The sequence below is a fragment of the Nocardia sp. NPDC050435 genome (assembly GCF_040655395.1).
Taxonomy (GTDB): domain Bacteria; phylum Actinomycetota; class Actinomycetes; order Mycobacteriales; family Mycobacteriaceae; genus Nocardia.
In genome coordinates, this window is sequence record NZ_JBFAJW010000008.1 from 96804 (window position 1) to 122995 (window position 26192).

The 26192-nt window shown below is 69.4% G+C and carries 25 protein-coding genes; 15 read left to right on the top strand and 10 right to left on the bottom strand.

The window, feature by feature from the left end; translation table 11 throughout:
- Positions 1 to 96 precede the first annotated feature (96 nt).
- Together AB0I43_RS24275 and AB0I43_RS24280 are read left to right on the top strand one after the other, a co-directional pair.
- Positions 97 to 993 (top strand): diiron oxygenase, encoded by an 897-nt coding sequence (locus AB0I43_RS24275; protein ID WP_356974479.1) that lies wholly within the window; start codon positions 97 to 99, stop codon positions 991 to 993.
- Entirely contained in the window at positions 993 to 1766 is a 774-nt protein-coding gene (locus tag AB0I43_RS24280) for a DUF4873 domain-containing protein (RefSeq protein WP_356974478.1), read from the top strand. The genes AB0I43_RS24275 and AB0I43_RS24280 overlap by 1 nt, the downstream gene beginning before the upstream one ends.
- Here AB0I43_RS24280 and AB0I43_RS24285 read toward each other — a convergent pair.
- From AB0I43_RS24285 to AB0I43_RS24305, 5 genes are all read right to left on the bottom strand, one after another.
- Positions 1763 to 2536, bottom strand: a complete 774-nt coding sequence (locus tag AB0I43_RS24285) for a helix-turn-helix domain-containing protein (protein ID WP_356974477.1) — start codon at positions 2534 to 2536, stop codon at positions 1763 to 1765. The genes AB0I43_RS24280 and AB0I43_RS24285 overlap by 4 nt on opposite strands.
- A 166-nt stretch (positions 2537 to 2702) precedes the next feature.
- Complete coding sequence (locus AB0I43_RS24290) at positions 2703 to 4757, bottom strand: CocE/NonD family hydrolase (protein WP_356974476.1); 2055 nt, start codon at positions 4755 to 4757, stop codon at positions 2703 to 2705.
- Positions 4758 to 4913: 156 nt separating this feature from the next.
- On the bottom strand, positions 4914 to 6131 hold the full coding sequence (locus tag AB0I43_RS24295; protein ID WP_356974475.1) for a helix-turn-helix domain-containing protein: 1218 nt from the start codon (positions 6129 to 6131) through the stop codon (positions 4914 to 4916).
- Positions 6132 to 6174: 43 nt separating this feature from the next.
- Positions 6175 to 7983 carry an AMP-dependent synthetase/ligase gene (locus AB0I43_RS24300; RefSeq protein WP_356974474.1) on the bottom strand — a complete coding sequence of 603 codons (1809 nt, stop codon included), beginning with the start codon at positions 7981 to 7983 and terminating at the stop codon, positions 6175 to 6177.
- Between the two features lie 320 nt (positions 7984 to 8303).
- Entirely contained in the window at positions 8304 to 9866 is a 1563-nt protein-coding gene (locus tag AB0I43_RS24305; protein ID WP_356974473.1) for a right-handed parallel beta-helix repeat-containing protein, read from the bottom strand.
- A gap of 277 nt (positions 9867 to 10143) precedes the next feature.
- Between AB0I43_RS24305 and glnA the strand changes: the two genes are divergently transcribed.
- Positions 10144 to 11577 (top strand): type I glutamate--ammonia ligase, encoded by a 1434-nt coding sequence (glnA, locus tag AB0I43_RS24310; RefSeq protein ID WP_356974573.1) that lies wholly within the window; start codon positions 10144 to 10146, stop codon positions 11575 to 11577.
- Positions 11578 to 11676: 99 nt separating this feature from the next.
- Here glnA and AB0I43_RS24315 read toward each other — a convergent pair whose 3' ends face one another.
- From AB0I43_RS24315 to AB0I43_RS24325, 3 genes are all read right to left on the bottom strand, one after another.
- On the bottom strand, positions 11677 to 12441 hold the full coding sequence (locus AB0I43_RS24315; RefSeq protein ID WP_356974472.1) for a phosphotransferase: 765 nt from the start codon (positions 12439 to 12441) through the stop codon (positions 11677 to 11679).
- Positions 12442 to 12463: 22 nt separating this feature from the next.
- Positions 12464 to 12895 (bottom strand): hypothetical protein, encoded by a 432-nt coding sequence (locus tag AB0I43_RS24320; protein ID WP_356974471.1) that lies wholly within the window; start codon positions 12893 to 12895, stop codon positions 12464 to 12466.
- A gap of 135 nt (positions 12896 to 13030) precedes the next feature.
- A complete protein-coding gene (locus AB0I43_RS24325) occupies positions 13031 to 14236 on the bottom strand; it encodes a DUF418 domain-containing protein (RefSeq protein ID WP_356974470.1) in 1206 nt (401 codons plus the stop codon).
- A gap of 140 nt (positions 14237 to 14376) precedes the next feature.
- On the opposite strand from AB0I43_RS24325, the gene AB0I43_RS24330 reads away from it, so the two are divergent.
- From AB0I43_RS24330 to AB0I43_RS24360, 7 genes are all read left to right on the top strand, one after another.
- A complete protein-coding gene (locus tag AB0I43_RS24330; protein WP_356974469.1) occupies positions 14377 to 14982 on the top strand; it encodes a hypothetical protein in 606 nt (201 codons plus the stop codon).
- A 96-nt stretch (positions 14983 to 15078) separates the two neighbouring features.
- Positions 15079 to 16578 carry a depupylase/deamidase Dop gene (gene dop, locus AB0I43_RS24335; protein WP_356974468.1) on the top strand — a complete coding sequence of 500 codons (1500 nt, stop codon included), beginning with the start codon at positions 15079 to 15081 and terminating at the stop codon, positions 16576 to 16578.
- Positions 16579 to 16731: 153 nt separating this feature from the next.
- Positions 16732 to 16926, top strand: coding sequence for a ubiquitin-like protein Pup (locus AB0I43_RS24340; RefSeq protein ID WP_194813738.1), 195 nt, complete (start codon positions 16732 to 16734; stop codon positions 16924 to 16926).
- 14 nt (positions 16927 to 16940) lie between these two features.
- Positions 16941 to 17789 (top strand): proteasome subunit beta, encoded by an 849-nt coding sequence (prcB, locus tag AB0I43_RS24345; RefSeq protein ID WP_356974467.1) that lies wholly within the window; start codon positions 16941 to 16943, stop codon positions 17787 to 17789.
- On the top strand, positions 17786 to 18532 hold the full coding sequence (prcA, locus tag AB0I43_RS24350; RefSeq protein ID WP_356974466.1) for a proteasome subunit alpha: 747 nt from the start codon (positions 17786 to 17788) through the stop codon (positions 18530 to 18532). The genes prcB and prcA overlap by 4 nt, the downstream gene beginning before the upstream one ends.
- A gap of 160 nt (positions 18533 to 18692) precedes the next feature.
- Complete coding sequence (gene pafA, locus AB0I43_RS24355; protein ID WP_356974465.1) at positions 18693 to 20051, top strand: Pup--protein ligase; 1359 nt, start codon at positions 18693 to 18695, stop codon at positions 20049 to 20051.
- Positions 20052 to 20097: 46 nt separating this feature from the next.
- Positions 20098 to 20472: a nuclear transport factor 2 family protein gene (locus AB0I43_RS24360; RefSeq protein ID WP_356974464.1), complete on the top strand. Its 375-nt coding sequence runs from the start codon at positions 20098 to 20100 to the stop codon at positions 20470 to 20472.
- 35 nt (positions 20473 to 20507) lie between these two features.
- Here AB0I43_RS24360 and AB0I43_RS24365 read toward each other — a convergent pair whose 3' ends face one another.
- Together AB0I43_RS24365 and AB0I43_RS24370 are read right to left on the bottom strand one after the other, a co-directional pair.
- Positions 20508 to 21311 carry a dihydrofolate reductase family protein gene (locus tag AB0I43_RS24365; protein ID WP_357432644.1) on the bottom strand — a complete coding sequence of 268 codons (804 nt, stop codon included), beginning with the start codon at positions 21309 to 21311 and terminating at the stop codon, positions 20508 to 20510.
- A gap of 63 nt (positions 21312 to 21374) precedes the next feature.
- On the bottom strand, positions 21375 to 21671 hold the full coding sequence (locus tag AB0I43_RS24370; protein WP_357432645.1) for an MTH1187 family thiamine-binding protein: 297 nt from the start codon (positions 21669 to 21671) through the stop codon (positions 21375 to 21377).
- 67 nt (positions 21672 to 21738) lie between these two features.
- On the opposite strand from AB0I43_RS24370, the gene AB0I43_RS24375 reads away from it, so the two are divergent.
- From AB0I43_RS24375 to tatC, 5 genes are all read left to right on the top strand, one after another.
- Positions 21739 to 22734, top strand: a complete 996-nt coding sequence (locus AB0I43_RS24375; RefSeq protein WP_356974461.1) for a YafY family protein — start codon at positions 21739 to 21741, stop codon at positions 22732 to 22734.
- Positions 22731 to 23705 carry a YafY family protein gene (locus tag AB0I43_RS24380; RefSeq protein ID WP_356974460.1) on the top strand — a complete coding sequence of 325 codons (975 nt, stop codon included), beginning with the start codon at positions 22731 to 22733 and terminating at the stop codon, positions 23703 to 23705. The genes AB0I43_RS24375 and AB0I43_RS24380 overlap by 4 nt, the downstream gene beginning before the upstream one ends.
- A complete protein-coding gene (locus AB0I43_RS24385; protein WP_356974459.1) occupies positions 23705 to 24748 on the top strand; it encodes a 2-dehydropantoate 2-reductase in 1044 nt (347 codons plus the stop codon). Before AB0I43_RS24380 ends, AB0I43_RS24385 begins: the two co-directional genes overlap by 1 nt.
- Before the next feature lie 107 nt (positions 24749 to 24855).
- On the top strand, positions 24856 to 25113 hold the full coding sequence (gene tatA / locus AB0I43_RS24390; RefSeq protein ID WP_356974458.1) for a Sec-independent protein translocase subunit TatA: 258 nt from the start codon (positions 24856 to 24858) through the stop codon (positions 25111 to 25113).
- Between the two features lie 75 nt (positions 25114 to 25188).
- On the top strand, positions 25189 to 26133 hold the full coding sequence (gene tatC / locus AB0I43_RS24395) for a twin-arginine translocase subunit TatC (protein ID WP_356974457.1): 945 nt from the start codon (positions 25189 to 25191) through the stop codon (positions 26131 to 26133).
- Positions 26134 to 26192 lie beyond the last annotated feature (59 nt).

Here is a 26192-nt window from a genome sequence, read left to right on the forward strand (position 1 = left end):
GTTTTACGGTACCCGCTCCGGCATTGACTGAGACAGTCTGTCTCACCTAATCTGAGTGTGACACATTGTCTCGCATACCTGAGGGTTGGAGCCGATATGGGCAACGACGCCGTAACCGTCCCCGCCGATTCCTTCGCGCAACGCCTGCTCACCGGGTCGGTGAAGAAGTCCTACGATCCCGTGGTGGACCTGGACTGGGACGCGCCCCTGGATCCCGAAAAACTCTTCCTCCCGCCAGAATTGGTGTCGCTCTACGGCACCGCGCTGTGGGAGGCCATGACGCCGGAGCAGCGGCGCGAACTGTCCCGGCAGGAGCTGGCCAACGTGCTCTCGGTGGGCATCTGGTTCGAGAACCTGCTCAATCGCCTGCTGCTGCGCGAACTCATGGCCGGCGATCCCACCAGTGGGCACGCGCACTACACCCTGGTCGAGATGGGTGACGAGTGCCGCCACATGATGATGTTCGGCAAGCTCATCGATCGCATCGAGGCCCGGCCCTACTGGCCGAATCTGGCTGGGCGACTGGCGATCAGCTCCCTGCAGCTGTTCCTGCGCGGCTCCATGACCTGGGTGGGCGCCCTGGTCGGCGAGGAGATCTTCGACGCGCTGCAACGCCGCACGCTCGACGATCCGCAGCTGCAACCGCTGGTGTCGCGGGCCATGCGAATCCACGTCACCGAGGAGGCGCGCCACATCGGCTTCGCCCGCGACGCCCTGGCCCGCCGCGTGCCGGAGCTGTCGGCGGCCGAGATCGCCTACACCAGAGTGTGTGTCGCGGTCGCCGCGCCGCTGTTCGTCTACCTGCTGACCAATCGGCACATGTACGAGCGGGCCGGGCTGGACGGCCGGTCGGCCCGCCGGATGGCGACCGGGAATCCGCACGCCCATCGGGCGCTGGCCGCCGGCGCCGCCAATCTCGGTGCCTTCCTGGACAAGCAGGGTTTGATCGGGCCGGTCGGGAAGTGGATCTGGCAGCGCCGGGGCCTGCTCTGATGGCCGGCCCCGAGATCGTCGTCCTCGACGCCGCCGTGGCGGGCGAGGAGCTGTGCGCCGCGAGCCCGGCCGAAGTCGTGCTGCTGCGCACCGCCGAACGGCTCGACTTCGATGCCGCCGAGGACCGATGGGAGGTGCTCGGCCCCGGTGGCCGGCGCTACCGGCCCCGCGTGGTCGTGCTGGGGCAGGGCGCGCGAGCGGCGGTACCCGCGAACGGCCGCGCGCTACCGGGAGATCAGGCCAGCTACCTGGGCGTCGCCGCGCACGGCTTCCCGAATCTGTTCCTGCACAGCGGTTCCGGCCGCGCGGCCCGGCACCGCGCCCGCTATATCGGCGCCTGCGTGCGACTGCTGTATCGCAGCTCGAGCACGCGCATGGAGGTGCGCGCGGCCACCCAGCACGAATATCTGCGCCGCGCCGCGCAATCGGGCTCGGTCGCGTGGCGCCGCCGCGCCCTGCGCCGCCCCGAGCCGCGCCACTACGAACTCACCGTCGCCGCCGATCGCGAACCGGCGCACGAGTATTCGGGCCCGGCCATGCTCGACGCCCCGGGCGCGCTGTTGCCGGTCCACGTCACACTGAACGGTCACGCCGATCCGATCGACGGCCGCTACCACTGGTACGGCCGGATCGCCGGCACCGAGTTGCCCGATCCCGGCCGGGCCGCCGTCGCGCTGACGCTGCCCGGCGGCCGACCGGCCACCGGCCGGCTCCAGGAACGCGATCCGTGGGGCAACCTGCGCATCGCGGGTACGGGCCCGCCGCCGTTCTAACTCGGCTGCCAGGCGCCGTCGCCGAGATCCCAGCCGGTCGCCCGGCTCAGCGCGGCCGGGAACAGGCCGAAGGTGCGCCGGCAGGTGCGGGTCAGGTGGGCCGCGTCGTCGAATCCGGCGGCGGTCGCCGCGGCGGCCAGATCGTCGCCGGAGTCCACCCGGACGATCGCCACGCGCAGCCGCAGCCAGAGGATGTAGGGGCGCAACGGGATTCCCACCTGGGCGGCGAAGAGATGGGAGAGCCGGGCGGGGGACAGGCCCACCCGGCGCGCGACATCGGCGCCACGGATGGAACGGTCGGTGACCAGGCCGGGCAGCACCCGTAAGGCCTCGGTGACCGCGGTGTGGCGGGCCCCGCCGGCGGTGGCGGGATCGCAGCGCAACCCGTCGAGCACGGCCGCGACCTGATCGGCCAGGACCGGCCGGGCCTGCGGTGACGGCGAACTGGTGGCCCAGCCGTTGTCGTGCGCGCGGCGATCCGCGGTGGCCCCGGCCACGGTCTCCGGATCGAGGTAGAGGGCGGCGCCGTGGTCGGCGCCGGCGTCGATGCGATGGGGGGCGTCGGCGGGGACGATGACCTGGGTGCCGCGGTGCCTGGTCCCGCTGGCGTCCATCACGGTGAGCGGGGTGGACGCCGTGAGGACCTGCACGGCGTGATGGGCGTGCAGATCGGAGGGCGCGATCGAGCCGCCGAAGGCGAGAATTCCGGGGCGCAGGAAAGCCGTGGCAATCCGTGCGGGCACCCCGTTGGTGACCAGAGCCTTCTCCATCGGACGCTCCCGGCAGGTGACGCGGGATCCAGGTTCGGATCCTTGGCTGAGACTATCGGGACGATGCGCGCGCGGTGCGGGTTTCGGTGACCTGAGGGGGAATTCGCCGGGTAAACGAGCAGTCCCCGGCGGAAATCCGCCGGGGACTGTGCGATCACGCGAGCATTCAGAACGCGGAGGCGGGTCCCAGCGGCAGAACCAGACTGGACGGGCCAGCCGCGTCCCGATGGACCTGCTGGGACGAGCCGATCAAGCGCGGCAGATCCGCCGGGATCGGAATCGTGGACGGGAACGTCCCGCTGGTGATCCGCAACCGCAGCGCGTGCCCCGGCGCCAGCCGGTAGAAGGTGGGCCGGAGTTTGATCTGCAACTCGACCACCTCCCCGGGTGTCAGCAGGCGTTCGGCGTCCTTGCGTACCACGTGCTCGGGCGCGTAGACGGTGCCGTCCGGCGCGCGCCAGGTCTTGCTCTCCTCGAGCGTGCGCTGGCTCGCCAATTGCGAACCGCCGGTGATGTTCACCGCCGTCCCGTCCGGCGCGACATCGTCGAGCCACACCTGGAACGCGGCGTCGGTGCTGGTCGAGGAGGTGAACAGGGAGACGCTGCCCGGCCCGGCCAGCATGGTCGGCTCGGTGACCGGATCCATCGTGTACCGCAGGCCCGCCACCGGGTCGCGCACCTGCTCGGTGCACGGGTTGTAGGCGGTGAACAACCGGAACAGGAAATCGAACAGGCCCCCGGCGTACTGGCCCAGCGTCTGCCGATTGCAGATGTTGTCGATGCCGGTGTACTCCAGGCGATCCGCGGCCTCGGGCACGCTCGGCGGCTGGGCGACCAGCCGGTCACCGTCGAACCAGCGCCGCTGGATCGTGGCCTGCTCGAACGGATAGCGGGCCGTGGAGACCGCCACATTGTTCGGGTCGATCACGTGCAGCGTGTTCGACAGTTCGTCGACGCCGTTCGGAATGTCCTTGAGCCACCGGTCGAACCAGGCCACGGTGATCAGGTTGGTGTCCAGCCGGGAGCCGGGCCCGAAGCCCAGGCCCACGTGATACCAGGGACCCATCATGAGCTGGAAACGGCCGTCGGTCGGCGCGCCCGGCGCCATCGGCGCGAACTGGTCCCGGCCCGCCGCGATGTTCTGCAACTGCGCGTAGTTGCGGAACGGGCCCTCCTGGTATAGGTCCCACAGGCCGCCCACCTGATACATGGCGATGCCGTTCTCGACCAGTTTCGGCAGGTCGGTCTCGAAACGCCGTTCCTGCCACCAGGATCCGTCATAGGCCAGCGGCCCGCCCGCGTACGCCTCCAGCAGCAGCTTGATCGTGCTGTCGGAGGACACCAGCGCGGTCAGGTGATCGCCCAGCGCCCGCAGGAAGGTCTGCGGCGACACCGCCGCGGTCAGGAACGGCCCGATCAGGCTCAGATAGGGCACCAGCACCGAGATGACGGTGAGCAGCAGCGGGCTCATCAGGCCGTCGTGGCCGAGCACCTCGTTGAAGATGTTGCTGGGCATGGCCATCGGCACGATCGCCTTCAACGGCGAACCGGGACCGACGGTTTCGGCCGTCCGCAGCGCCGACAGCGCCGGGAACGAGTACCCGTACATGCCGACCTTGCCGTTGGACCCGGGCAGGCGCGCCGCCCAGTCCACCAGTTGCGCGCCGTCGATGCCGTCCTGCCGCGAGGCCGGGTTCCAGGCGCCGGTGGAGCCGCCGGTGCCGCGCACATCGGCGATCACCTCGATGTAGCCGCGGCGCACCAGCATGTCCTGGGCGCTGGTGGCCTGGTTGATGATCCGGCGCGCGTCCTTCAGGTGGTCGGGCAGGGTGATGCCCAGCGTGTCGACCACGCTGGTGACGGCCGCGGCCAGCGCACTGGACACCGCGCCGTAGGTGGTGAAGTTGACGACCACCGGGAACTCCCCGGCCGCGCGCTGCCCGGTCGCCGGATCGGTCGGAAAGCGCACCTCGGTCTGCAACTGGGTGCCGTCGGCGAGCGGGACGACATGGCCCAGTTCGTAGCCGATGCCGTACTTCTCGGGGCTCGGCCGATAGTCCGCGGGCAGGCCGAAGTTCGCGGGCGCGTCCGGCACCGGGCCCGCGGTCGGGACCGCGCCGGCCGGCACGGACTGGAGGACCAGTCCCAGGGCGGTGATCGCGGCCGCGGCGAGCGTCAGGGCGCGGCCGGAGCGGGCACGCGCACGGGTCGTCAGTCTCAACACCTGGTCCTCAGCTGGATGGTCGAGGCCCGGCACGCGCCTGGGCGCGGGGCGACCTCCTCGTCGAGCTACAGCACACCGCACAGTGCGGGGGTCCGGACACCGCCAGTTCGTCAGACCGGCGGCGCGGGTTTTGTGCGCTCGACCAAAGCGCGGTTACGGCGCGAAGGCCGCCGACTCGAGCCGGCGTGCCAGCCGGGCCGCGGACAGTGTCATGGCGTCGGCGGGGCGGTGCGGGTCCAAGCCGGTCAGTTCGTGCACGCGCGACAACCGGTAGGTCACGGTGTTGCGGTGCACGTTGAGCTGGCGCGCGGTGGCCAGCTGATTGAAGCCGCTGTCGACGAACACCTCCAGCGTCTCGGCCAGCATCGGCTGCGCGTCCAGCGGCGCCAGCACCGACGCCAGACCCGGCCGGGCCGCGTCGCTGACCGCCACGGTGTACTCGAACTGCAGATCGGTGCGGCGGCAGAGGATTTCGCGCCGGGTCAGGCAGCGGCCCAGTTCGGCCAGCACGCGCGCCTCGGCGAACATCGCGGGAATCTCGGCCCGGGTGCGCGCGGCGCCCACCCCGACCCAGTACGGCGGCGCCTGCCCGGTCTGCTGGGAGGGCAGCCGCGCGGTGAGACCGGCCAGGGTCTGCGCGCCGTCGTCCCCGGGCTGCAACGGAATCAGCGCGGTCCAGCCGCCGGCGTCCAGTCGCAGGAAGACACCCGGAATCGCCTCCACCCGATGCCGCAGCGCCGAGGCGGGCCCGCCGTTGGTGCCGCACAGCCGGAACACCGCGACCAGGAACGCCTCCGCCACCGGGATCACCGGATCGTTGGCCCACTCGACCGGATCCTGGCCGGTGAGCAGCGCGTCGGCGATGCCGCGGCGGCGTTCCAGCAACTCCCAGCGCGGATCGTGCGAGCGCTGGGTGGCGGCGGTGGCGATCCGCGTGGTGACCAGGGTGACGTACTTCAGCAGCGCCAGCGACACATCGAGCAGGGCCTCCTGCTCGCCGGTCCCGGCGGATTCGCGCAGCCGCTCCCACAGGAAGGTCGCGCCCAGCCGGTAGCGCTCGAGCACCTCCGGCAGCGGCGTGCCGTCGCGCACCCGGCCCATGGCGAGTTCGATCAGTTCGCGGGTGTCGTCCTCGGTGGGTTCGGCGTCGCGGCGCAGACACTCGAAGAACAGATCCACATTGAGCTTGGTGCCGCGCGCGAACTCGGCTTCCACCAGCGATTGCGGCATCTGGTTGTAGGGCGGCAGCGCGGAGTAGAAGCCGTCGACCATCGAGGCCGCCCGCCGGTGCAGATCGTCGTACAACTGCGTCGTGCGGGCCACGCGCACCCGGTCGGCATCGAGGCGTGGGGCTTCGCCAGTACTGCTCATGCGAGCCTCCGGGTGCGCGGTAGCGACATTGCTATCCCCTGACTTACTTCGAGTAAAGATCCTCGATCGTAGCGGTATAACGAGCCGCGATCGGGTTTCGCTTGAGTTTTCCGGTCGCCGTCAGGCAGTCGCCGCCGTTCTCCCAGACATCGGGCAGCACGATGTATTTCTTCACCTGCTCGACCCGGGAGAGCTTGCCGTTGGCCTCGGCGACGCCCTGCTCGATCGCGGCCAGGACCTGCGGATTCTTCGCCAGCTCCGCCGTCGGCCCGGCGCTGATGCCGTGGCGCTGCGCGAAGGCGGCCGCCAGATCGGGATCCAGGCAGATCATCGCGGTGTTGAACGGTCGCTGCTCACCGATCACCACGACCGTGCCGGCCAGCGGCGTGGACGCGGCGATGGTGTTCTCGATGTTGGACGGCGACATGTTCTTGCCCGCCGCGTTGATGATCAGCTCCTTCTTGCGATCCACGATCGAGAGGTAGCCGTCGGCATCGATCGTGCCGATGTCGCCGGTGTGCAGCCAGCCCTCGGCGTCGACCGTCTCGGCGGTCTTCACGGGATCGTTGCGGTAGCCGCGCATCACCATCTTGCCGCGCACCAGGACCTCGCCGTCGTCGGCGAGCTTGATCTCCGCGCCGGGCAGCGGCGTGCCGACCGTGCCGATCTTGACCCGGTCCGGGCCGTTGAGCGTGGCGCCCGCCGTGCACTCGGTCATGCCGTACCCCTCGCACAACGGCAGACCGAGACCGAGGAAGAATTCGTGCACCTCGGGCGGAATGGCCACCGAGCCGGTGACCGCGACGCGCACCTTGTCCAGGCCGAGCTTCTCCCGAATCGGTAGCAGCACCAGCTTTTCCGCGATCCGGTACTGCGCCCGCTGCGCCGCGCTCAGCGGCCGGGCCGCCGAGGCGGCGCGCGCCCGCGCCCGACCCACGCCGATCGCCCAGTGCACCAGGCGGCGTTTGAGCGGCTGCTCCGCGGCGAAGCGCTCCTCCAGCGCGCCCTTCACCTTCACCCAGACCCGCGGCACGCCCAGGAACACCGAGGGATGCACCTCGCTCAGCGCGGCCGCGACCTGCTTGAAGTCGGGCACGGTGGTGATCTGGCCGCCCTCGAGCATGGTCAGGTAGTGCGCGAACCAGCGGTTGGCGGCGTGCGCGTCGGGCAGATAGGAGATCACCCGGTCGTCGATGCCGCCGCCGCCGAATTGCTCGATGACGCGGGCGTTCTCGATGAAGTTGGTGTGGGTGAGCTCCACGCCCTTGGGCGGGCCGGTGGTGCCGGAGGTGTAGACGATGGTGAGCAGGTCCTCGGGGTCCACCGCGCGCCAGGTGGCCTCGAAGTCGAAGCCCGCCTTCGGGTTCGCCGTGACCTCGGCCAGCGACAGCGTGCCGTCCACGGCTTCGTCGACGCAGACGACGTGCTCCACCTGGTTGCCCTGCTCGGCCGCCTTGGCCACCGCCGCGAGAATCTGTGGCGCGAACTGCTTTTCGCAGATCACCACCTTGTTGCCGGCATTGCCGAACTGGTATGCCAGCAGGTCCACCGGGTTGGTGTTGTACACCGAGAACGGCGTCGCGCCGGTGTGCAGTACGCCGGTGTCGCACAGGTGGAACTCGGGGCGGTTGGTGAGCATCAGCGCCACCGTGTCGCCCGGCCCGACCCCCAGCCCCGCTAGGCCCGCCGCGATCGCGCGGACCCGCTCGCCGTACTCCCGCCAGGTCAGCGACTGCGCGCCACCCATGGTGCGCAGGGCGACCGCGTCGCCATAGCGCGCCACGTTCGCCTGGAAGGCGGCGCACAACGTGTCCGGACGAACCTTGTCCGCCGGGACTGTCGATGAAACCAAAACCCGAACCTGTCTACTCATCGTGGTAGAGGCCACACCATCGCCCCGTGCAACGGCTTGACCTCAGCGTCCTTCAAGGACAACGCACCGACCCCGGCTTCGGCTAGCGGCAAACGCGAAGACTGTCCGGCGTGGGTTTGTGCATGTGACCAAGCTGCTGGCCCGCGCCGTCCACGACCGGGCCGGGGTGCCTGCCGGTCGCGCCGGATACTGGGCTGACCTGTCGCCGCGCGCCGGGACATGCGGAAACCTCACTATGCGCAGTCGGGCCGAGGCGTCCCGGCAGCTGGGCGGATCGGGGTGTATCCGCAAATCCAGCACTACTCGCAGTTGGGGCTGACGCGCACCGGCAGCGGGGCGGACTCGAGCGCCCGTATGGCGGCCGGGGTGAGGCAGTTACCGCTGGTGAAGTCGAGCATCGAGCCCGGGCCGAGCGTGCCGCCGGTCCGGCCCAGCGCGATCTCGCCCGCGATCCGGGTGCGCTCGATCGTCCCGGTCAGAGTGAGGTCGCCGACGGTGCGGATGTGCAGATCGGCGACCTGCGCGTCGGCGATCGTGGTGTCGGAGACGGCGAAGGTCATCAGGTGCCGCGCGGGATCCGGTCCGGCGGGGGAGTAGGCGTAGACGCCGAGGCCGTCGGCGCTGCACCCGCTCAGCCGGGCATTGCGCAGGGTCAGCGCCGTATGGTTGGCGCGGCCGAAACTGGCCGAGAACAAACAGGTTCCGAGGTTGCCGGGCACGATCGGGTTCAGCACAGCGCCCGGGAAGCTGGAGCCGGTGGCGACCAGCCCGTCGATCGTCATGATGTGGCGCGCGCCCTCGTTGCTCAGGTTCAGGTTCTGCACGATATCGCCAGGCACGTCCCGGAATTCGCTGTCGGTCAGCGTCACCTCGCTGTCCGGTGTGCCGTTGCTGGTGACGAATTCGATGCCGTTGGCGGAGAAATGACCGCCGCCCTGTTCGTAGCGGTTGCGGTCGATGGCGATGCGCATGCGGGCGCGCTCGGCGGCGTTGACGAACACGCCCTCGCTGTCGGCGACCGCGTTCTTGGGATCGTTGGCGGGCAACGCGATCCGGCGCTGGGTGTTGCCGTGCAGGGTGGCCGTGAGCGCGGAGTCGCCGGTGCTCTGCAGGCCCAGCGCCAGCACCGAGAACTTGGACAGGCCCTCGTTGATGTCCTCGGTGAGATTGCCGGTCAGCGTCGCGGTGACCTGGGCCGTGCCGCTGGTGCGGACGTCGATGCCATCGCCACAGGCGGTGTCGCGCACCGTGTTCCGCTCGATCACGAGGGTGCTCGCGCCGGCGTCGGAGTCGATCATGATGCCCGCCCAGCCGTTGGTGAGCGCGATCAGGTTCGGCGCCGCGGGCAGCGACATGCCGAACGGGACGCCCAGCATCGGCGGGAACGGCTGCACCACGAAGCCTGTGTGGCAGGCCCGGTTGGTGTCGGTCACGGTATTGCCGCTGAGCACCACGGACTCGACGTTGCGGCCGTAGATGCCCGCGCGCTGCGCGCCCGCGACGACGAGGTCGCGGACCTCGGTGCCGGGGGCCAAGCGCACCGCGTCGCCGTCGTGGGCGGCGGTGGAGTTCGTCAGGGTTCCGCCGCGCCCGAGCAGCTTCTGTCCCGGCCGCAGGGCGATGCCGCCGTCCAGGGGTGTGGACGCGGCCAGCACGATGATGGTGTCACCCGGGCCGGCGGCCGCCGAGACCGCGGCCAGACTGGCGAAAGGCGCTGCCTCCGAACCATTTCCGTTCGCCGGGGCGTCCGCGCCGACGAACCAGGTGTGCACCGGGTCCGCCGCCGCGGCGCCGGGCAGCACGCCCGCTGTGACCGCGCAGCACAGCACGCCCGCCGCGACACGCAGCGCAGACGAAATCATCTCGAGCCTCTCGGATCCGCCACGGCCACCGCGGCCGTGTGGTTCAGCTCACCGCACCGTTCGCGCCCGCGCTATCGGCAGAATGCCGAACCCGCCCGCCGGTCTTTGTGCGGGGCGCTGATTCTCGCTCCGGCGGTGCGGTGGGAGTCGTATGGTGAGATCGGCGAGCAGCACCTGCCGTGATCCGCAACGCAGCGGTCCGGTCGAATCTGGGACGGTCGCCTCGCCGATCCGCGGACGTGCACGATCCGCGCGAGCGAGGAGTAGAACCGTGTCGATTGCCCACACCACCGAAGGAATTCAGGACTTCATCCGCGCGGAGGAAGTCGAATACATCGATATCCGTTTCTGTGATGTTCCCGGCGTGCAACAGCATTTCTCGGTGCCCGCCGTCATGTTCGGCGACGATCTGGTGGACAACGGCCTGGCCTTCGACGGTTCGTCGGTGCGCGGGTTCCAGTCCATCCACGAGTCCGACATGCTGCTGCTGCCCGATCTGCGCACCGCGCGCCTGGACCCGTTCCGCAGCGCGAAAACGCTGAACCTGAACTGTTTCGTGCACGATCCGCACACCCACGAGGCCTACAGCCGCGACCCGCGCAATGTCGCCCGCAAAGCCGAGGACTACCTGCGCAGCACCGCTATCGCCGACACCGCCTACTTCGGGCCGGAGGCGGAGTTCTATATCTTCGACGCCGTCCGCTACAGCACCGGCATGAATCGCGCCTACTACGAGGTGGATTCGGCGTCGGCGTCCTGGAACACCGGCGAGAAGTACAACCCGGACGGCTCGCTGAATCGCGGCTACAAGGTGCGGCCAAAAGGCGGCTATTTCCCGGTCGCGCCCTACGACCACGAAGTCGACCTGCGCGACGAGATGTGCACCAAATTGCAGGCGGCCGGGCTGGAATTGGAGAAGGGGCACCACGAGGTCGGCACCGCCGGGCAGGCCGAGATCAATTACAAGTACAACACGCTGCTGGCCGCCGCCGACGATCTGCAGCTCTACAAATACATCATCAAGAACACCGCGTGGAACAGCGGCAAGACGGTGACGTTCATGCCGAAGCCGCTGTTCGGCGACAACGGTTCCGGAATGCACGTGCACCAATCGCTGTGGAAGGACGGCGAACCGCTGTTCTACGACGAGGCCGGGTATGCCGGGCTCTCGGATCTGGCCCGGCACTACATCGGCGGCCTGCTGCGGCACGCGGCCTCGCTGCTGGCGTTCACCAATCCGACCGTGAATTCCTACAAGCGCCTGGTGCCCGGCTACGAGGCCCCGGTGAATCTGGTGTACAGCCAGCGCAATCGGTCTGCCGCAGTGCGCATTCCGGTCACCGGCACCAGCCGTTTCGCCAAGCGCCTGGAATTCCGCTGTCCCGATTCCTCCGGCAATCCCTACCTCGCGTTCGCCGCGATGATGATGGCGGGCCTGGACGGGATCAAGAACAAGATCGAGCCCGCCACCCCCATCGACAAAGACCTCTACGAACTCACCCCCGAGGAGTCCGCCGAGGTCAACCGCACCCCCGCCAGCCTCGACATCGTCATCGACCGGCTCGAAGCCGACCACGACTACCTCACCGAGGGCAACGTCTTCACCGACGATCTCATCGAAACGTGGATCCGCCTCAAGCGCGAGACCGAGATCGCCGAGATCAACGTGCGCCCCCACCCGTACGAGTTCGACCTGTACTTCGACGTCTGAGTCGATGCGGTGGCCCGACCCGCGGGCTCGCCGCGCTGTTCGCAATGCGCAGCGGTAGCGTTTTTCGGGGCGGGTGCTGTGGGGTGGTCGCGGCGCTGGTCAGCCGAGGACCAGGCGGGCGACGACGCCGGCGAGGCCGTCGCGCTGGACGGCCGGGTCGGCGATGTCGATGCCGTAGGTGACCTCGTACCAGGGCCCGAGCTGGTGCCAGTGCCAGGCGCGGCGGCGGAGTTCGGTGCCGACGCCGTAGGCCGTCGCGGCGGCGTCGGCGAAAGCCGTTGGGGCGCCGAACAATACCCAGGCCAGATCGATGGCCGGGTCGCCCAGGTGGGCGTCGCCGAAATCGATTACGCCGGTGACCTGGCCGTCGGCGGTGAGCAGGTGTTCGGGACCGAGGTCGCCGTGCACGAGTGTGTCGGCTGGAAAGTCCTGCCAGGTGTCGAGGAGGGCGCCGGCCTGGTCGCGGTGCGCGGGCGGGAGCAGGGGGAGCACCTCGGCCCGGAACCGGGCGGTCGTCTCCGCGCGTTCGCGCCGGGTCGTTTCGGCGGGCGGCAAACCGTGCCGCACGGCCTCCTCGGCGGGGCTGTCGTGCAGTGCGCGCAGGAACGCGCCGACGATCGCACCGTGCTCGCCGGTGGGAGCTTCGGTCGCCGCGCCGGGCACGAGTGCGTGGCGCACGATCAGCGGCGCCGCACCGGCCACCCAGGGCACCGGAATCGGCAGCGGGAGCCGGGGCGCCAGCCACGGCAGCAGGCGGGTTTCGCGCCGGAGTTGCGCCGCGATCTCCGGCCGGCGCGGCCGCCGCTCCACCCAGCGGTCCTCGACCAGCGTGGTGATGCTGTCCCAGCCCTGTGCGAACTCCATTCGGCCCACCGTAGCCGGTCGCTCAGGGGACCTCGAAGAGCAGCACTTCGGGATCCAGGCCCTCGCTCTCGACGCGATGGGCGTTGCGGAACAGCTGCTGATCGCGGTCGTTGCGCCGGGCGGTGGGACCGCTCTCGGGATTGATGCGGCACTCGGCCGCGCAGCGCAGCCAATCGCGGTCGAAGGTGGCGTCCTGAAAGCGCGGGAAGTGGAACTCGGCGCCCATGTGCCAGCCCATGCTGAGCAGGCCGAGCTGGGCGTCGGCGGGCCAGGAGTTGAAGGCCGCGAACGGCATGACGAGTGCGCCGCTGCCGTGCCGGACCATGCGCCCGCGCAGCAACGTCTCCAACTGCTCGAGCCTGCGGAAGACATCGATGTCGTCGCCGGGGCCGGGGTAGCGGCCGTGCAGCGACGCGTTGAACGGCAACCAGACCTCGCGGACCGAGGCTTTCATCAAGGGACTCCGTAAATCCGGGCAGCGCCGGGTAATTCGATACTTCGAACGCCACCAGCTTCACCCGGCCGGACGAAAAGAACACGAGTAGTGGACTACTCGTGTTCTTTCGCCGAGATCGATTCTCGCGCGGTCTCAACGCTCCCGGGTCAGCAGGCGATAGCTGCTGTGCCACAACCATTCCACCGGCCCGCGGTCGAAGCGGCGCAGCCACAGATGCGCGGCGGTGATCATGATCAGCGACACCAGCAGGTACATCCCGATCGTGAACGGCACGTACGCCTCGGGGGAGACCCGGGCCGCCAGCCCGAAACCCCAGCCGTAGCAGAACACCGAGGCCACCAGGTTCTGCAGGATGTAGCAGCTGAGCGCGGTCCGCCCGACATCGGTGAGCCGCCGGCCCACGAAGCCGACCCGGTCGCGGCGCACGTAGAACTCCGCGACCAGCGCCAGCACGCCGAAGGCGACGAACGGCGCGGTCCCGTACCGGGTGAACACGACGATGTCGCCGCCCACCGCGATCCCGGCGGCCAGATCGATCGGCGCGGCGATCGCGCCGGCGAGCATCAGCCGCTTGCGCAGCCGCGCGCCCTCCGGCGTGAACACGCCCGCCCGGAACAGGCGAGCGCCCGCCAGGAACAGCGCCACCGACATGGCGAACACGAAGACCGCCTCGATCCGGAACTGCAGGGCGTGATCGAGCCGGAACAGCACCAGATCCCAGAACGAGCCGTCCGCATAGGGATTCGGGTCCAGGTCCTGGCGCGGCGCGGATTCCCCGCGCGGCCCGAAGGTGAGCGCGAGCGCGATCAGGGTCAGCATCGCCACGTGCACACCGGCCGCGATGATCAGCCAACGGCGTTGCGCCCGTTCACTCGTCGCGAGCACGTAGGCCACCACCAGGCCGGTGACGGCGTAGCCCATCAGCACGTCGAATTCGGCGACGAGCACGAAATTCAGCACACCGTCCAGGAACAGCAGCCCGGCCCGCAGCGGATACTTCCCCGGCCAGCGCCGCCCGCCTCGAGCCGCCGAGCGCTGCTGGATCGCCAGGCCGATGCCGAACATGATGGTGAGCAGCCCCAGGAACTTGCCCTGGGCGATCTGCTGCAGCGCCCGCTCGGCCCACATCCACCCGCTGTCCGCCGCCGACCCGAGGTCGCCGATATAGCCGACGAGCCCCTGCGGGTTGGTGAGAATCCAGATGTTCGTGCCGAGCGTGCCGAGGATCGCGATGCCGCGCAGCACATCCAGCGCGACCAGTCGGGTGGGCCGCGCGGGCGCCTCCGGGGTACGGTGCCGCCCTGCTTCCGGGCGAGGATCGACAATCGATTCGGTCATGTTTCGACTATCGGGCGCACGGCCCCGCCCAGGGTCCTCCGGAAGTACGACTCCGGGGATGACATCCCGGTCCGTCACCCGGAGGAGACAGCCGAAAAGCCTTTGCCCGCAGCGCGCCCCGCCGGGGAGAATCGCCGGGTATGGGGTGCGATATCCACGGCTACATCGAATGCCGGGTCTGGTGGCGTCGAGACAGTTGGCAGGCCGCGATGGATTTCGATCTGATCGAGGGCGGTCGCGACTACGACGCCTTCGGCCTGCTGTTCGGCGTCCGCAACCACGCGGGCTTTCGCCCGATCGCGGCGCATCGCGGTCTGCCCAAGGACGCTTCGCAGACGGTCCGGGACGCCTACGCCGAGGACGGCTTTCACAGCGGCACGTGGATCGGCTGGGAGGAAATCGCCCGTATCGATTGGAGCGTGCCCGCCGAGGAACCGGATGCCCGCATCCACGAATTCCGCCGTGGGCCCGACGGTCGGTGGGCCGAGGCCGGCAAGGCGGTCTGGAGCGCCCGGTTCGCCGAGCTGGCCGGCAAGTCGGATCGGCCCGAGTTCGGCTACGGGGAGAGCTGGCCGGAGGGCACCGAGTGGGTCGACGGCGACACCATGTTTCGTGTCGTCCGCCTGACCAGGGGTGATGTGATCGCCCAAGGCGGCAGCTGGCAGCCGACCTGGGATGTGATGGCCGCGCTGGCCGCGGTGCACGGCGCCGACAAGGTGCGCTTGGTCGTCTGGTTCGACAACTGACACCGGCGGCCGGAACACCGCTCGCCGGAATGACATCCGGCTCGCCGGACCCCGGGTGCGGCGGGGTCGCGGGGGCGCGTCGCCTAGGCTCGAGGTATGCAGCGCATTATCGGTATCGAGGTCGAATACGGCATCTCCACTCCCACCGAGCCGTCGGCGAACCCGATTCTCACCTCCACGCAAGCGGTCCTCGCCTACGCCGCCGCTGAGGGAGTGCCGCGCGCGAAGCGAACCCGCTGGGATTACGAGGTGGAGTCCCCGCTGCGGGACGCGCGCGGTTTCGACCTGTCCCGGATGAACGGCCCGGCCCCGGTGATCGACGCCGACGAGGTCGGCGCGGCCAACATGATCCTCACCAACGGGGCGCGGCTGTATGTCGACCACGCGCACCCGGAGTACTCCGCGCCCGAGGTCACCGACGCGCTGGACGCGGTGATCTGGGACAAAGCGGGCGAACGGGTCATGGAGGCCGCCGCGCGGCACGCCTCCAGCGTGCCCGGCGCCCCGCGCCTGCAGCTCTACAAGAACAACGTCGACGGCAAGGGCGCCTCCTACGGCACCCACGAGAACTACCTGATGAGCCGCGACACCCCGTTCAACCAGATCATCGTCGGGCTCACCCCGTTCTTCGTGTCCCGGCAGGTGATCTGCGGCTCCGGCCGGGTCGGCATCGGCCAGTCCGGCGACCACGCCGGTTTCCAGCTGTCCCAGCGCGCCGACTACATCGAGGTCGAGGTCGGCCTGGAGACCACGCTCAAGCGCGGCATCATCAACACCCGCGACGAACCGCACGCCGACGCGGACAAATACCGCCGCCTGCACGTCATCATCGGCGACGCCAACCTGGCCGAGATGTCGACCTACCTCAAGGTCGGCACCACCGCCCTGGTGCTGGATCTGATCGAGGCCGGCGAGGATCTCTCCGATCTGCAGCTGGCCCGCCCGGTCACCGCCGTGCACCAGATCAGCCACGACCCCACCCTGCGCGCCACCGTGGCCCTGGTCGACGGCCGCGAGCTCACCGGCCTGGCCCTGCAGCGGCTCTACCACGAGCGGGTGGCCAAGTTCATGGACCGCGAGGGCGTCGACGACCCGCGCGCCCGCGACATCCTGGAAAACTGGGCCATGGTGCTGGACCTGCTGGAACGCGACCCGATGGAGACGGCGAACCTGCTGGACTGGACCGCCAAGCTGCGCCTGCTCGAGGGCTACCGCCAGCGGGAGGGCCTGGGCTGGGCGGCGCCCAAGCTGCACATGATCGACCTTCAGTACTCCGACGTGCGCCTGGACAAGGGGCTCTACAACCGCCTGGTGGCGCGCGGCTCGATGAAGCGGCTGATCAGCGAGCAGCAGGTGCTCGACGCGATGACCAACCCGCCGACCGACACTCGCGCCTACTTCCGCGGCGAGTGCCTGCGCCGCTTCGGCGCCGACATCGCGGCTGCCAGTTGGGATTCGGTGATCTTTGATCTGGGCGGGGATTCGCTGGTGCGGATTCCCACCCTGGAACCGCGCCGGGGCACCAAGGCGCATGTAGGCAAACTGCTGGACGGGGTGAACTCGGCGGCCGATCTGGTGGAACAGTTGACCACGTAAGCGAACACAACCGGACAGCGAATTGAACACAGATGCGCCACCTGGTCGGTGTTGCTGGGTAGGGTTGAAGGACGAGCACGCACATTGCTCATGATCGCGACCGTGCTCATAATTCAGGTCCGGTCATGTTGAGGACAGAGGAGGTCGGCTGCCATGGCACAAGAGCAGACCAAGCGCACCGGGGGCGGCGACGAGGACGAGGGTCCCGAGGGTGTAGACGCCGCGGGTCAGGAGCGTCGCGAGAAACTGGCGGAGGAGACCGACGACCTGCTCGACGAGATCGATGACGTCCTCGAGGAGAACGCCGAAGACTTCGTCCGTGCGTACGTGCAGAAGGGCGGCCAGTGACAGCGAGTGACCCGATGCGTCTCCAGCCGGGGCCCGCGCTGTCCTCGTTCATCGAACAACTGCGTTCGCACGCACCGGAACTGTTGCCGGGCAACAAGTTCGCCGCGATCGAAGGTGCCACCGGAATGACCGGTGGCACCTCCGTGTCGGACATCGCCCCGCACGGCACCACCATCGTCGCGGTCAGCTACCGCGGCGGCGTGCTCATCGCCGGCGACCGGCGCGCCACCATGGGAAACCTGCTGGCCAGCCGCGATATGGAGAAGGTGCACATCACCGACTCCTTCTCGGCCGCGGGCATCGCGGGTACCGCGGGCCTGGCCATCGAAATGGTGCGATTGTTCGCGATCGAGCTGGAGCACTACGAGAAGATCGAGGGCGTTTCGCTCACCTTCGACGGCAAGGCCAACAAGCTGTCGAAGATGGTGCGCGACAATCTCCCCGCCGCCATGCAGGGCCTCGCGGTGGTGCCGGTGCTGGTCGGCTACGACGAGCACACGGTCGACCCGGACCGCAAGGGCCGGATCGTCACCTATGACGCGGTCGGCGGGCGCAGTGAGGAACGCTTCGGGTACGCGGCGGTCGGCTCCGGCTCGATGTTCGCCAAGTCGTCGCTGAAGAAGCTGTACGCCAAGGGGATCGACGAGGAGCGCGCGTTGCGCATCGCCGTCGAGTCGCTGTTCGACGCGGCCGACGACGACACCGCCACCGGCGGACCGGATCTCGTGCGCGGAATCTTCCCGTCCGCCGTGGTGATCGACGAGAACGGTTCCGACGAGGTGACGGAGGAGCGATTGGCCGCGATCACGCGGGCGATCGTCGCCGACCGTGAGGCCGCGGAAGAAGGGGGCACCCCGGCATGACACTGCCTTACTACGCCTCGGCCGAACAGATCATGCGCGACAAGACCGAGCTCGCGCGCAAGGGCATCGCGCGCGGCCGCAGCGTCATCGTGCTGGTCTACGACAAGGGTGTGCTGTTCGTCGCGGAGAACCCCTCGGCGACGCTGCACAAGGTGAGTGAGCTCTACGACCGCGTGGGTTTCGCGGCGGTGGGCAAGTACAACGAGTTCGAGAACTTGCGCCGCAGTGGCATCCTGCAGGCCGATCTGCGCGGTTACCAGTTCGACCGGCGCGATGTCACCGGCCGGGCGCTGGCCAACGCCTACGCCCAGACCCTGGGCGCCATCTTCACCGACCAGCTCAAGCCTTACGAGGTGGAGATCTGCGTCGCGGAGGTGGGTTATCCGGAGCAGCCGACCCAGTCGGTGCTGTACCGGATCAACTTCGACGGCTCCATCGTCGACGAGCGCGAGTACGTGGTGATGGGCGGCACGACCGAGCCCATCGTCAGCGCGCTGAAGAGCTCCTACAAGGCCGGTCTGGACCTGTCCGCCGCCGTCGGTGTGGCGGTCAAGGCCTTGCAGGCCGGGGTGCCCGAGGGCCCGGACAAGCGGACCATCGGTGTCGCCCAGCTCGAGGTGGCCACGCTGGAGCAGGCCCGCCCCCGCCGGGCCTTCCGGCGGGTCCCGAAATCGGCGCTGGAAAAACTGCTCAACCCGGCCACGACCGCCCCGGCGGCCGCCGCCGACCCCGAGGCCGAATAGCCCGGACAAGCCAGGGCCCGGGCCCGCTCCGACCGCCGCGGTCGGGGCGGGCCCGGGCCCTTTTCCGGCCGGTACCGCCGGTCAAATCGTTGTGAACCCGTATGGCCGGTGTTGTCCGCAGCCCCACGGAAGTACATGACATGGCTGTAATGTCGAGTATGTGCAGCGACGAATCATGGGGATCGAGACCGAGTTCGGTGTGACATGCACCTTCCACGGTCACCGTCGGCTGTCCCCCGACGAGGTTGCCCGGTACCTTTTCCGCCGGGTGGTGTCCTGGGGCAGGAGCTCGAATGTGTTCCTGCGCAACGGGGCTCGGTTGTACCTCGATGTGGGTTCGCATCCGGAGTACGCCACGGCAGAGTGCGACAGCCTGCATCAGCTGGTCACCCATGACCGGGCCGGTGAGCGCGTCCTCGAGGAACTGCTGATCGACGCCGAACAGCGGCTGGCCGAGGAGGGCATCGGCGGCGACATCTACCTGTTCAAGAACAACACCGACTCCGCGGGCAACTCCTACGGCTGCCACGAGAACTTCCTCGTCGTGCGCGCCGGTGAGTTCTCCCGCATCTCCGACGTGCTGCTGCCGTTCCTGGTGACGCGCCAATTGATCTGCGGTGCGGGCAAAGTGCTGCAGACCCCGAAGGCGGCCACGTTCTGCCTCTCCCAGCGCGCGGAGCACATCTGGGAGGGCGTCTCCTCGGCGACCACCCGCTCGCGCCCGATCATCAACACCCGCGACGAACCGCACGCCGACGCGGAGAAATACCGCCGGCTGCACGTCATCGTGGGCGACTCGAACATGGCCGAAACCACCACCATGCTCAAGGTCGGCACGGCCGCGCTGGTGCTGGAGATGATCGAGGCGGGTGTCTCGTTCCGCGATTTCGCGCTCGACAACCCGATCCGGGCGATCCGCGAGGTCAGCCACGACATGACCGGGCGGCGCCCGGTGCGCCTGGCCGGCGGCCGGCAGGCCAGTGCCCTCGACATTCAGCGCGAGTACTACGCCCGCGCCGTCGAGCACCTGCGCAACCGGGACCGGGATCCGCAGATCGACCAGGTCGTGGACCTGTGGGGCCGCACCCTGGACGCCGTCGAGGCCCAGGATTTCGCCAAGGTCGACACCGAGATCGACTGGGTGATCAAGCGCAAGCTGTTCCAGCGCTACCAGGATCGCTACAACATGGAGCTGTCCGACCCGAAGATCGCCCAGCTGGATCTGGCCTACCACGACATCAAGCGCGGCCGCGGCGTCTTCGACCTGCTGCAGCGCAAGGGCCTGGCCAAGCGGATCACCGAGGACGAGGCGGTGGACGCCGCGGTGGACACCCCGCCGCAGACCACCCGCGCCAAGCTCCGCGGCGATTTCATCACCGCCGCGCAGGAGGCCGGCCGCGACTTCACCGTCGACTGGGTGCACCTGAAGCTGAACGACCAGGCGCAGCGCACCGTGCTGTGCAAGGATCCGTTCCGCTCGGTCGACGAGCGCGTCGACCGCCTGATCGCCTCCATGTAGTGCGATCCCGGTAGGCGGGCCCGCGGGCGCGCCTACCGTGGAGCACATGGGCGATAACGAGATCCTGCACGAACTGCTCGAGATCGAGCGCCGCGGCTGGGCCGCGCTGTGTGACAGCACCGGCGCGGATTTCTATGGCGGCCTGATGACCGACGACGCCGTGATGGTGCTGGCCAACGGCATGATACTGGACCGCGCCGCCGTGGTCGACTCGCTGCGCGACGCACCGCCGTGGCGCGCGTTCGAGATCGAGGACCCCCGGATCGTCGACCTGGGCGCCGGCAAGGTCCTGGTCTACACCGGCCTCGCCTATCGCGAGGGCGACGAACCGGCCTTCCGCGGCGTCATGTCCAGCACCTACGTACCGACCGGCGCGAGCTGGCGCCTGGCCTGCTACCAGCAGACCCGAATTCCTGGGTGATCTACCGGCGGCGACGAATTCCCGCGAGCCCTGGATCAGGTCCGAGGATGATCGCCCGCCGCCAACTGGTGGCCGGAGCGTTTCGGCGTGGGCGCGGGTTCGTTGTCCACGGCGTAACGCAGCAGGACGCGGCCGTGCGGTCTGGATTCGACTCCGAGGCAGCGCATTCGGGTCGGGCGGGTGCTGCGTTCCAGGTCGGGGGCGGTGAACATCATCGGGGTGCGGGTGCCCCCGACGGCGATCGGGACGACCTCGGTTTCGATCTCGTCGATCAGTCCGGCGCGCAGCAGCGCGCCACCGAGCCGGGCGCCGCCGGTCGCGACCACTGTGTCCACGGCGAACCGGGCGCGCAGCACCTTCAGAGCCGCCGTCAGGTCGACGTGACGGCGGCCGACCACCAGGTAGGGAATCTGCTCGCGCCGCAGATAGGCCAGATAGCGCAGCGGGGTGGCCACGGCCACCAGCACCAGCAGATGCCAGCCCGCCATTTCCGGGCCCGGGAACTCCTTGTGGGTCCAGCGCACGCGCCCGCGGCTGTCGGGCACCACGAACCAGCCCGCGCTCGCTCTGGCGCGCACCTCGGCGGGCAGGAAATCGCGGCCCAGGACCTGGCTGGGCAGTTCGGTGGCGGGCAGCGGCGCGGGCGGCTGATCGTCGGTGACCAGGGAGCCGCTGCCTTCCAGCAGCACCTGCGGCTGATGCCGGCGCAGGATGTCAAGGTAGCCGTCCCCGTTCGCGGGCCAGCGATCGTCGAGCATGAGCAGGGTGCGCGGCGAGACCGCCAGTCTTCCGTCCACCGAGACGACATTGTGGGTAATCACTCGAGGCCGTTGCATCATCGCCTCCCATCCACTTACCGGATACCCGGCGTCGGAGGGGCAAACCGCCAGGCCCGGGGGCGATTACCCGTCGGCGAGGTAGCGCTCGACCGTCGCGACCTTGGCGGTCATCGCGTCGGTGACCCCCGGCCGGATATCGGCTTTGAGCACCAGGCTGCACCGCGGCGCGACGGCGAGCACCGCCTCGCTGGCCTGCTTGACCACGGCCATCACCGCCTCCCACTCGCCCTCGAGCGTGGTGAACATGGCGTCGGTGTGATTCGGCAGCCCGCTGGCGCGGACGACCCGGACGGCTTCGGCGACGGCGTGCCCGACATCGACACCGGTGCCGAGCGGGGTGACGGAGAAGGCGACGATCATGGCTCCATCATGCGGGATCAGTGCGCCGCCGCGCGTGCCGCGCCCCGGGGCTATTACGCTCTACCGGGTGGCGATATCCAAGGTCGAGCGGCTGATGAATCTGGTCATCGCGCTGTTGTCGACCCGGCAGTTCTTGACCGCGGAGCGGATCCGGGACAGCGTCGCGGGGTACGAGGAGTCCGCGAGCGACGAGGCGTTCAGCCGAATGTTCGAGCGCGACAAGAACGAACTGCGTGACCTGGGCATTCCGCTGGAAGTCGGACCGGTTGGCCGGTATTCGAGCCTCGAGGGGTACCGGATCAACCGGGACGCCTACGAGCTGCCCGATATCGACCTCAGCGACGAGGAAGCGGCGGCGGTCGCGGTCGCGGTGCAGATGTGGGAGTCCCCGGAGCTGGCAGCAGCCGCCGAGGGCGCGCTGCTGAAGCTGCGCGCGGCCGGTATCCACGTCGAGGCCGACGTCGCGGTGACCGCGCCCGCCGTGCCCGCGCGCACCCGCGGCTCGGAACCGGTGCTGGGCAAGCTGCTCGCGGCCATCGATGCCGGGCAGGCGGTGCGGTTCGAGCATCGCGGCGCGGTGAACGCGCCGTACCTGATGCGCGACGTGGAGCCGTGGGGCGTGGTCACCCGGCACGGCCGCTGGTATCTGGTCGGCCACGACCGGGACCGCGACGACGTCCGCAGCTTCCGGCTGTCCCGCATCGGCGACGAGGTGACGCCGTACGGCCCGCCCAACACCGTCCGCAAGCCGGACGAGGTGGATCTGCGCGACATCGTCGACCGCGTCACCGGCAACGCGCCGGTCAGCGGCTCGGCGACGGTGTGGGTGGCCGACGGCCGCGGTCAGGAGATCCGGCGGCTGGGCCAGGTGCTGGAGGAGCGCGTCATCGGCGAGCGCGCCGGCATGGTGGTTCAGGTGCCGATCCGGTCGCGCGACTGGCTGGCCCGCCTGATCACCGGCCTGGGCCCGGACGCGCTGGTGCTCGCGCCCGAGGATCTGCGCGCGGATGTGGTTGCCCGGCTGCGCTCGGTGTTCGACCGCACGGAGGTCGCGCTCTCGTGAGTACGAATTCCCGTCTGTCCGTGCGGCTTTCACGGCTGCTGAACATGATCCCGTACTTCATCGCCAATCCCGGCATCAGCGCGGCCGACGCCGCCGCCGATCTCGGCGTCACGACCAAGCAGCTGATGAGCGATCTGAATCAGCTGTGGATGTGCGGTCTGCCCGGCTACGGCCCGGGCGATCTGATCGACCTGTCGTTCTCCGAGGAGAGCATCGAGGTCACCTTCTCGGCGGGCATCGATCGCCCGCTGCGGCTGACCTCGACCGAGGCGACGGCGCTGCTGGTGGCGCTGCGCTCGATCGTGGACATGCCCGGCATGGTCGATCCGACCGCCGCGCACGCCGCGATCGCCAAGATCGAGGCGGCGATCACCGGCGGCCGCATCGTGCCCGCCCCCGCGCTGCGCGCGGAGGCCCCCGCCGTCGCGACCGTGCGCACGGCCCTGGCCGACAAGCGCGCCGTGCGGATCGTCTACTACTCGGCCAGTCGCGACGAGGTCGCCGAACGCGTCGTCGACCCGATCCGGATCGTGCTCGTCGACAACAACAGCTACCTGCAGGGCTGGTGCCGGCAGGCCGAGGGCGTGCGGCTGTTCCGCTTCGATCGGATCGAGGCGGCCACCGAACTCGACGAACCCGCCCGCCCGCCCAGCCACGCGACCGCCGAGGCGGCGGCGCTCGACCTCTTCCAGGACGATCCCGCGGTTCCGCTGGCGCGCCTGCTCGTTCGGTCCGACTACGGCTGGGTACTCGACCAGTACCCGATGCACCGGATGGCGGTGCATCCGGACGGGAGCTTGGAGGCGACGATGCGCTTCGCCACCCTGGACTGGATGGCCCGGCTGCTGCTCGGTTTCGGCGCCGGCGTGAGCGTGCTCGGGCCTCCGGAACTCGTCGCGGCCGTGCGGGAACGATCCAACGCCGCGCTGGCCGCCTACGCCGCCGCCGGCTTCGACGAGGCGGGGTCCTGATGGGGCACGACCGATTACCGCACCGCGTGCTGGTCCTGGGCGCGGGCAGCATCGGCGGGTTCGTCGGCGGCAAGCTGGCCGCGGCGGGCGCCGAGGTCACCTTCGTGGGCCGGCCGCGGGTGCTCGACGACATCGCCGCCCACGGATTGCGGCTCACCGACCTGGACGGCGGCGAGGTCACCGTGGGCAGCGACCGGTTCGAGGTGGCCACCGAACCGGACGAGGCCGGGTCCGCGGATCTGGTGCTGGTCGCGGTGAAATCCGCGGCGACCGCCGAGGCGGTGCGCGGGCTGGCCGGCAAGATCCGGCCGGGCACGGTGGTGCTGAGCCTGCAGAACGGCATCGGCAACGACGCCGTCATCCGCGAGATCCTGCCGACCTGCGTGGTGCTGGCGGGGATGGTCATGTTCAACGTGGTGCGGCACCCGCCGGGCCGGTTCCATCGCGGCACCGAGGGTGACATCGCGATCCAGGACGATCCGGCGCTCGCGGATTTCCGCGAGCTGTTCGCCCGCTCCGGATTGGGCTGGCGGCGCTACGCCGAACTGCTGCCGGTGCAGTGGGCGAAGCTGCTGCTCAACCTGAACAATCCGATCAACGCGCTGTCCGGGCGGCCGCTGCGCGAGGAGCTCGCCGAGCGCGACTACCGCCGCTGCCTGGCGCTGGCCCAGCGCGAGGCGCTGGCCGCGATGCGCCGGGCCCGGATCCAGCCCGCCCGGCTCACCCCGCTGCCGCCGGCGCTGATGACCCGGCTGCTGACCGTGCCCGACGGTCTGTTCGGCCGGGTCGCGGCGAAGGTGCTGGCCATCGATCCGGTGGCGCGCTCCTCGATGGCCGATGATCTGGCGCTCGGCCGCAAGACCGAGATCTCCTGGCTGTGCGGCGAGATCGTCGGCCTGGGCGCGATGGTCGGCCTGCCGACGCCGGTGAACCAGCGGCTCATCGAGCTGATCGTGGCCGCCGAGCAGGGCGACCGGCGCACCTGGACCGGCGCGGAACTGCTCGAGCAGCTGAGCGCGGCGGCGGCCTCCGGGCCTCGGTGAACGTCTGGCAAACGCCGATTTACCGGGGTGTTCGCCCGGTGGGGCGGACGAATCGGCGGCCCCTGGTCCGGTAGCATCAGAGGCACCACAGTCTTCGGAGGTAAATCATGGGTGGTCTCAGTGTGTCCCACTGGGTGATCATTCTCGTTGTCGTAGTGCTGTTGTTCGGCGCGAAGCGGTTGCCCGACGCCGCGCGTGGTCTGGGCCGTTCGCTGCGCATCTTCAAGAGTGAAGTCAGCCAGATGCAGAACGAGGGCAACTCCTCGGCGCCCGCGCAGCAGCCCGCCCCGCAGCAGCTGCCGCCCGCGCAGCCGGCCACCCCGGCCGCGCAGCCGCAGGCGCAGCCCGAGTCGAAGTCGCTGTAGAGCCGGATGCTTCACCCCGGGTGAGTTCCGCTCACCCGGTTCCGTGCTGTTCAGACACAGGGGCCTACCTCACCTATGCGCATCCCGTTCGATCCCCGCTACAGCAAGCGCCGGACAAATCCCGACGGCACCATGTCGTTGGTCGAACACCTGCAGGAATTGCGGACCCGGCTGCTGCTCTCGCTCGCGGCCGTGATGCTCACCACGATCCTCGGATTCCTGTGGTACTCGCATTCGTTCTTCGGCGTGGAGAGCCTCGGTGAGCTGCTGCGCGGCCCCTACTGTTCGCTGCCGGATTCGGCCCGCGCCGCGCTGACGCCCGACGGCGCCTGCCGCCTGCTCGCGACCGGCCCGTTCGAGCAGTTCATGCTCCGGTTGAAGGTCGGCTTCACCGCCGGCGTCGTGCTGGCCGCGCCGATCTGGCTCTACCAGCTGTGGGCGTTCATCACGCCGGGCCTGCACTCGCACGAGCGCAGGTACGCGGTCGGCTTCGTCACCTCCGGCAGCGTGCTGTTCGCGACCGGCGCGGTGCTCGCGTATGTCGTTGTGGCCCATGCCCTGGACTTCCTGCTCACCATCGGTGACAACGTCCAGATCACCGCGCTGAGCGGTTCGCAGTATTTCGGCTTCATCATCCAGTTGCTGATCATTTTCGGAGTCAGCTTCGAGACGCCGCTGGTCATCATCGGACTCAACCTGATCGGCGTGCTCACCTACGCGCGCCTCAAGGCGTGGCGGCGCGGGATCATCTTCGGCCTGTTCGTCTTCGCGGCGATCGTGACGCCGCAGGACCCGTTCTCGATGCTCGCGCTCGCGCTCGCGCTGACGGTGCTGTTCGAGTTCGCGGTGCAGTTCGCCCGGATCAACGATCGCCGCCGCGCCCGCAAGGCCGCCGAGGCCGTGGCCGACGACCAGACCGCGGGAATCGATGAGCCCGCGCCGATCGCGAATCCGGAGTCGATCTCCGAACCCGCCGGAAAATCCACGCGACCAGTGTCGGACTACTCCGATACGCTCTGAAATGTGACAGATCACCGGTCAGCGGAGTTTTCCGGGGAACACCCCCGCACCCCCGATCC

Coding starts and splice junctions, on each gene's coding strand:
- AB0I43_RS24275 (WP_356974479.1), top strand. CDS start 97: ATGGGCAACGACGCCGTAACCGTCCCCGCCGATTCCTTCGCGCAACGC.
- AB0I43_RS24280 (WP_356974478.1), top strand. CDS start 993: ATGGCCGGCCCCGAGATCGTCGTCCTCGACGCCGCCGTGGCGGGCGAG.
- AB0I43_RS24285 (WP_356974477.1), bottom strand. CDS start 2,536: ATGGAGAAGGCTCTGGTCACCAACGGGGTGCCCGCACGGATTGCCACG.
- AB0I43_RS24295 (WP_356974475.1), bottom strand. CDS start 6,131: ATGAGCAGTACTGGCGAAGCCCCACGCCTCGATGCCGACCGGGTGCGC.
- AB0I43_RS24305 (WP_356974473.1), bottom strand. CDS start 9,866: ATGATTTCGTCTGCGCTGCGTGTCGCGGCGGGCGTGCTGTGCTGCGCG.
- AB0I43_RS24315 (WP_356974472.1), bottom strand. CDS start 12,441: ATGGAGTTCGCACAGGGCTGGGACAGCATCACCACGCTGGTCGAGGAC.
- AB0I43_RS24320 (WP_356974471.1), bottom strand. CDS start 12,895: ATGAAAGCCTCGGTCCGCGAGGTCTGGTTGCCGTTCAACGCGTCGCTG.
- AB0I43_RS24325 (WP_356974470.1), bottom strand. CDS start 14,236: ATGACCGAATCGATTGTCGATCCTCGCCCGGAAGCAGGGCGGCACCGT.
- AB0I43_RS24330 (WP_356974469.1), top strand. CDS start 14,377: ATGGGGTGCGATATCCACGGCTACATCGAATGCCGGGTCTGGTGGCGT.
- dop (WP_356974468.1), top strand. CDS start 15,079: ATGCAGCGCATTATCGGTATCGAGGTCGAATACGGCATCTCCACTCCC.
- AB0I43_RS24340 (WP_194813738.1), top strand. CDS start 16,732: ATGGCACAAGAGCAGACCAAGCGCACCGGGGGCGGCGACGAGGACGAG.
- prcB (WP_356974467.1), top strand. CDS start 16,941: ATGCGTCTCCAGCCGGGGCCCGCGCTGTCCTCGTTCATCGAACAACTG.
- prcA (WP_356974466.1), top strand. CDS start 17,786: ATGACACTGCCTTACTACGCCTCGGCCGAACAGATCATGCGCGACAAG.
- AB0I43_RS24360 (WP_356974464.1), top strand. CDS start 20,098: ATGGGCGATAACGAGATCCTGCACGAACTGCTCGAGATCGAGCGCCGC.
- AB0I43_RS24365 (WP_357432644.1), bottom strand. CDS start 21,311: ATGATGCAACGGCCTCGAGTGATTACCCACAATGTCGTCTCGGTGGAC.
- AB0I43_RS24370 (WP_357432645.1), bottom strand. CDS start 21,671: ATGATCGTCGCCTTCTCCGTCACCCCGCTCGGCACCGGTGTCGATGTC.
- AB0I43_RS24385 (WP_356974459.1), top strand. CDS start 23,705: ATGGGGCACGACCGATTACCGCACCGCGTGCTGGTCCTGGGCGCGGGC.
- tatA (WP_356974458.1), top strand. CDS start 24,856: ATGGGTGGTCTCAGTGTGTCCCACTGGGTGATCATTCTCGTTGTCGTA.
- tatC (WP_356974457.1), top strand. CDS start 25,189: ATGCGCATCCCGTTCGATCCCCGCTACAGCAAGCGCCGGACAAATCCC.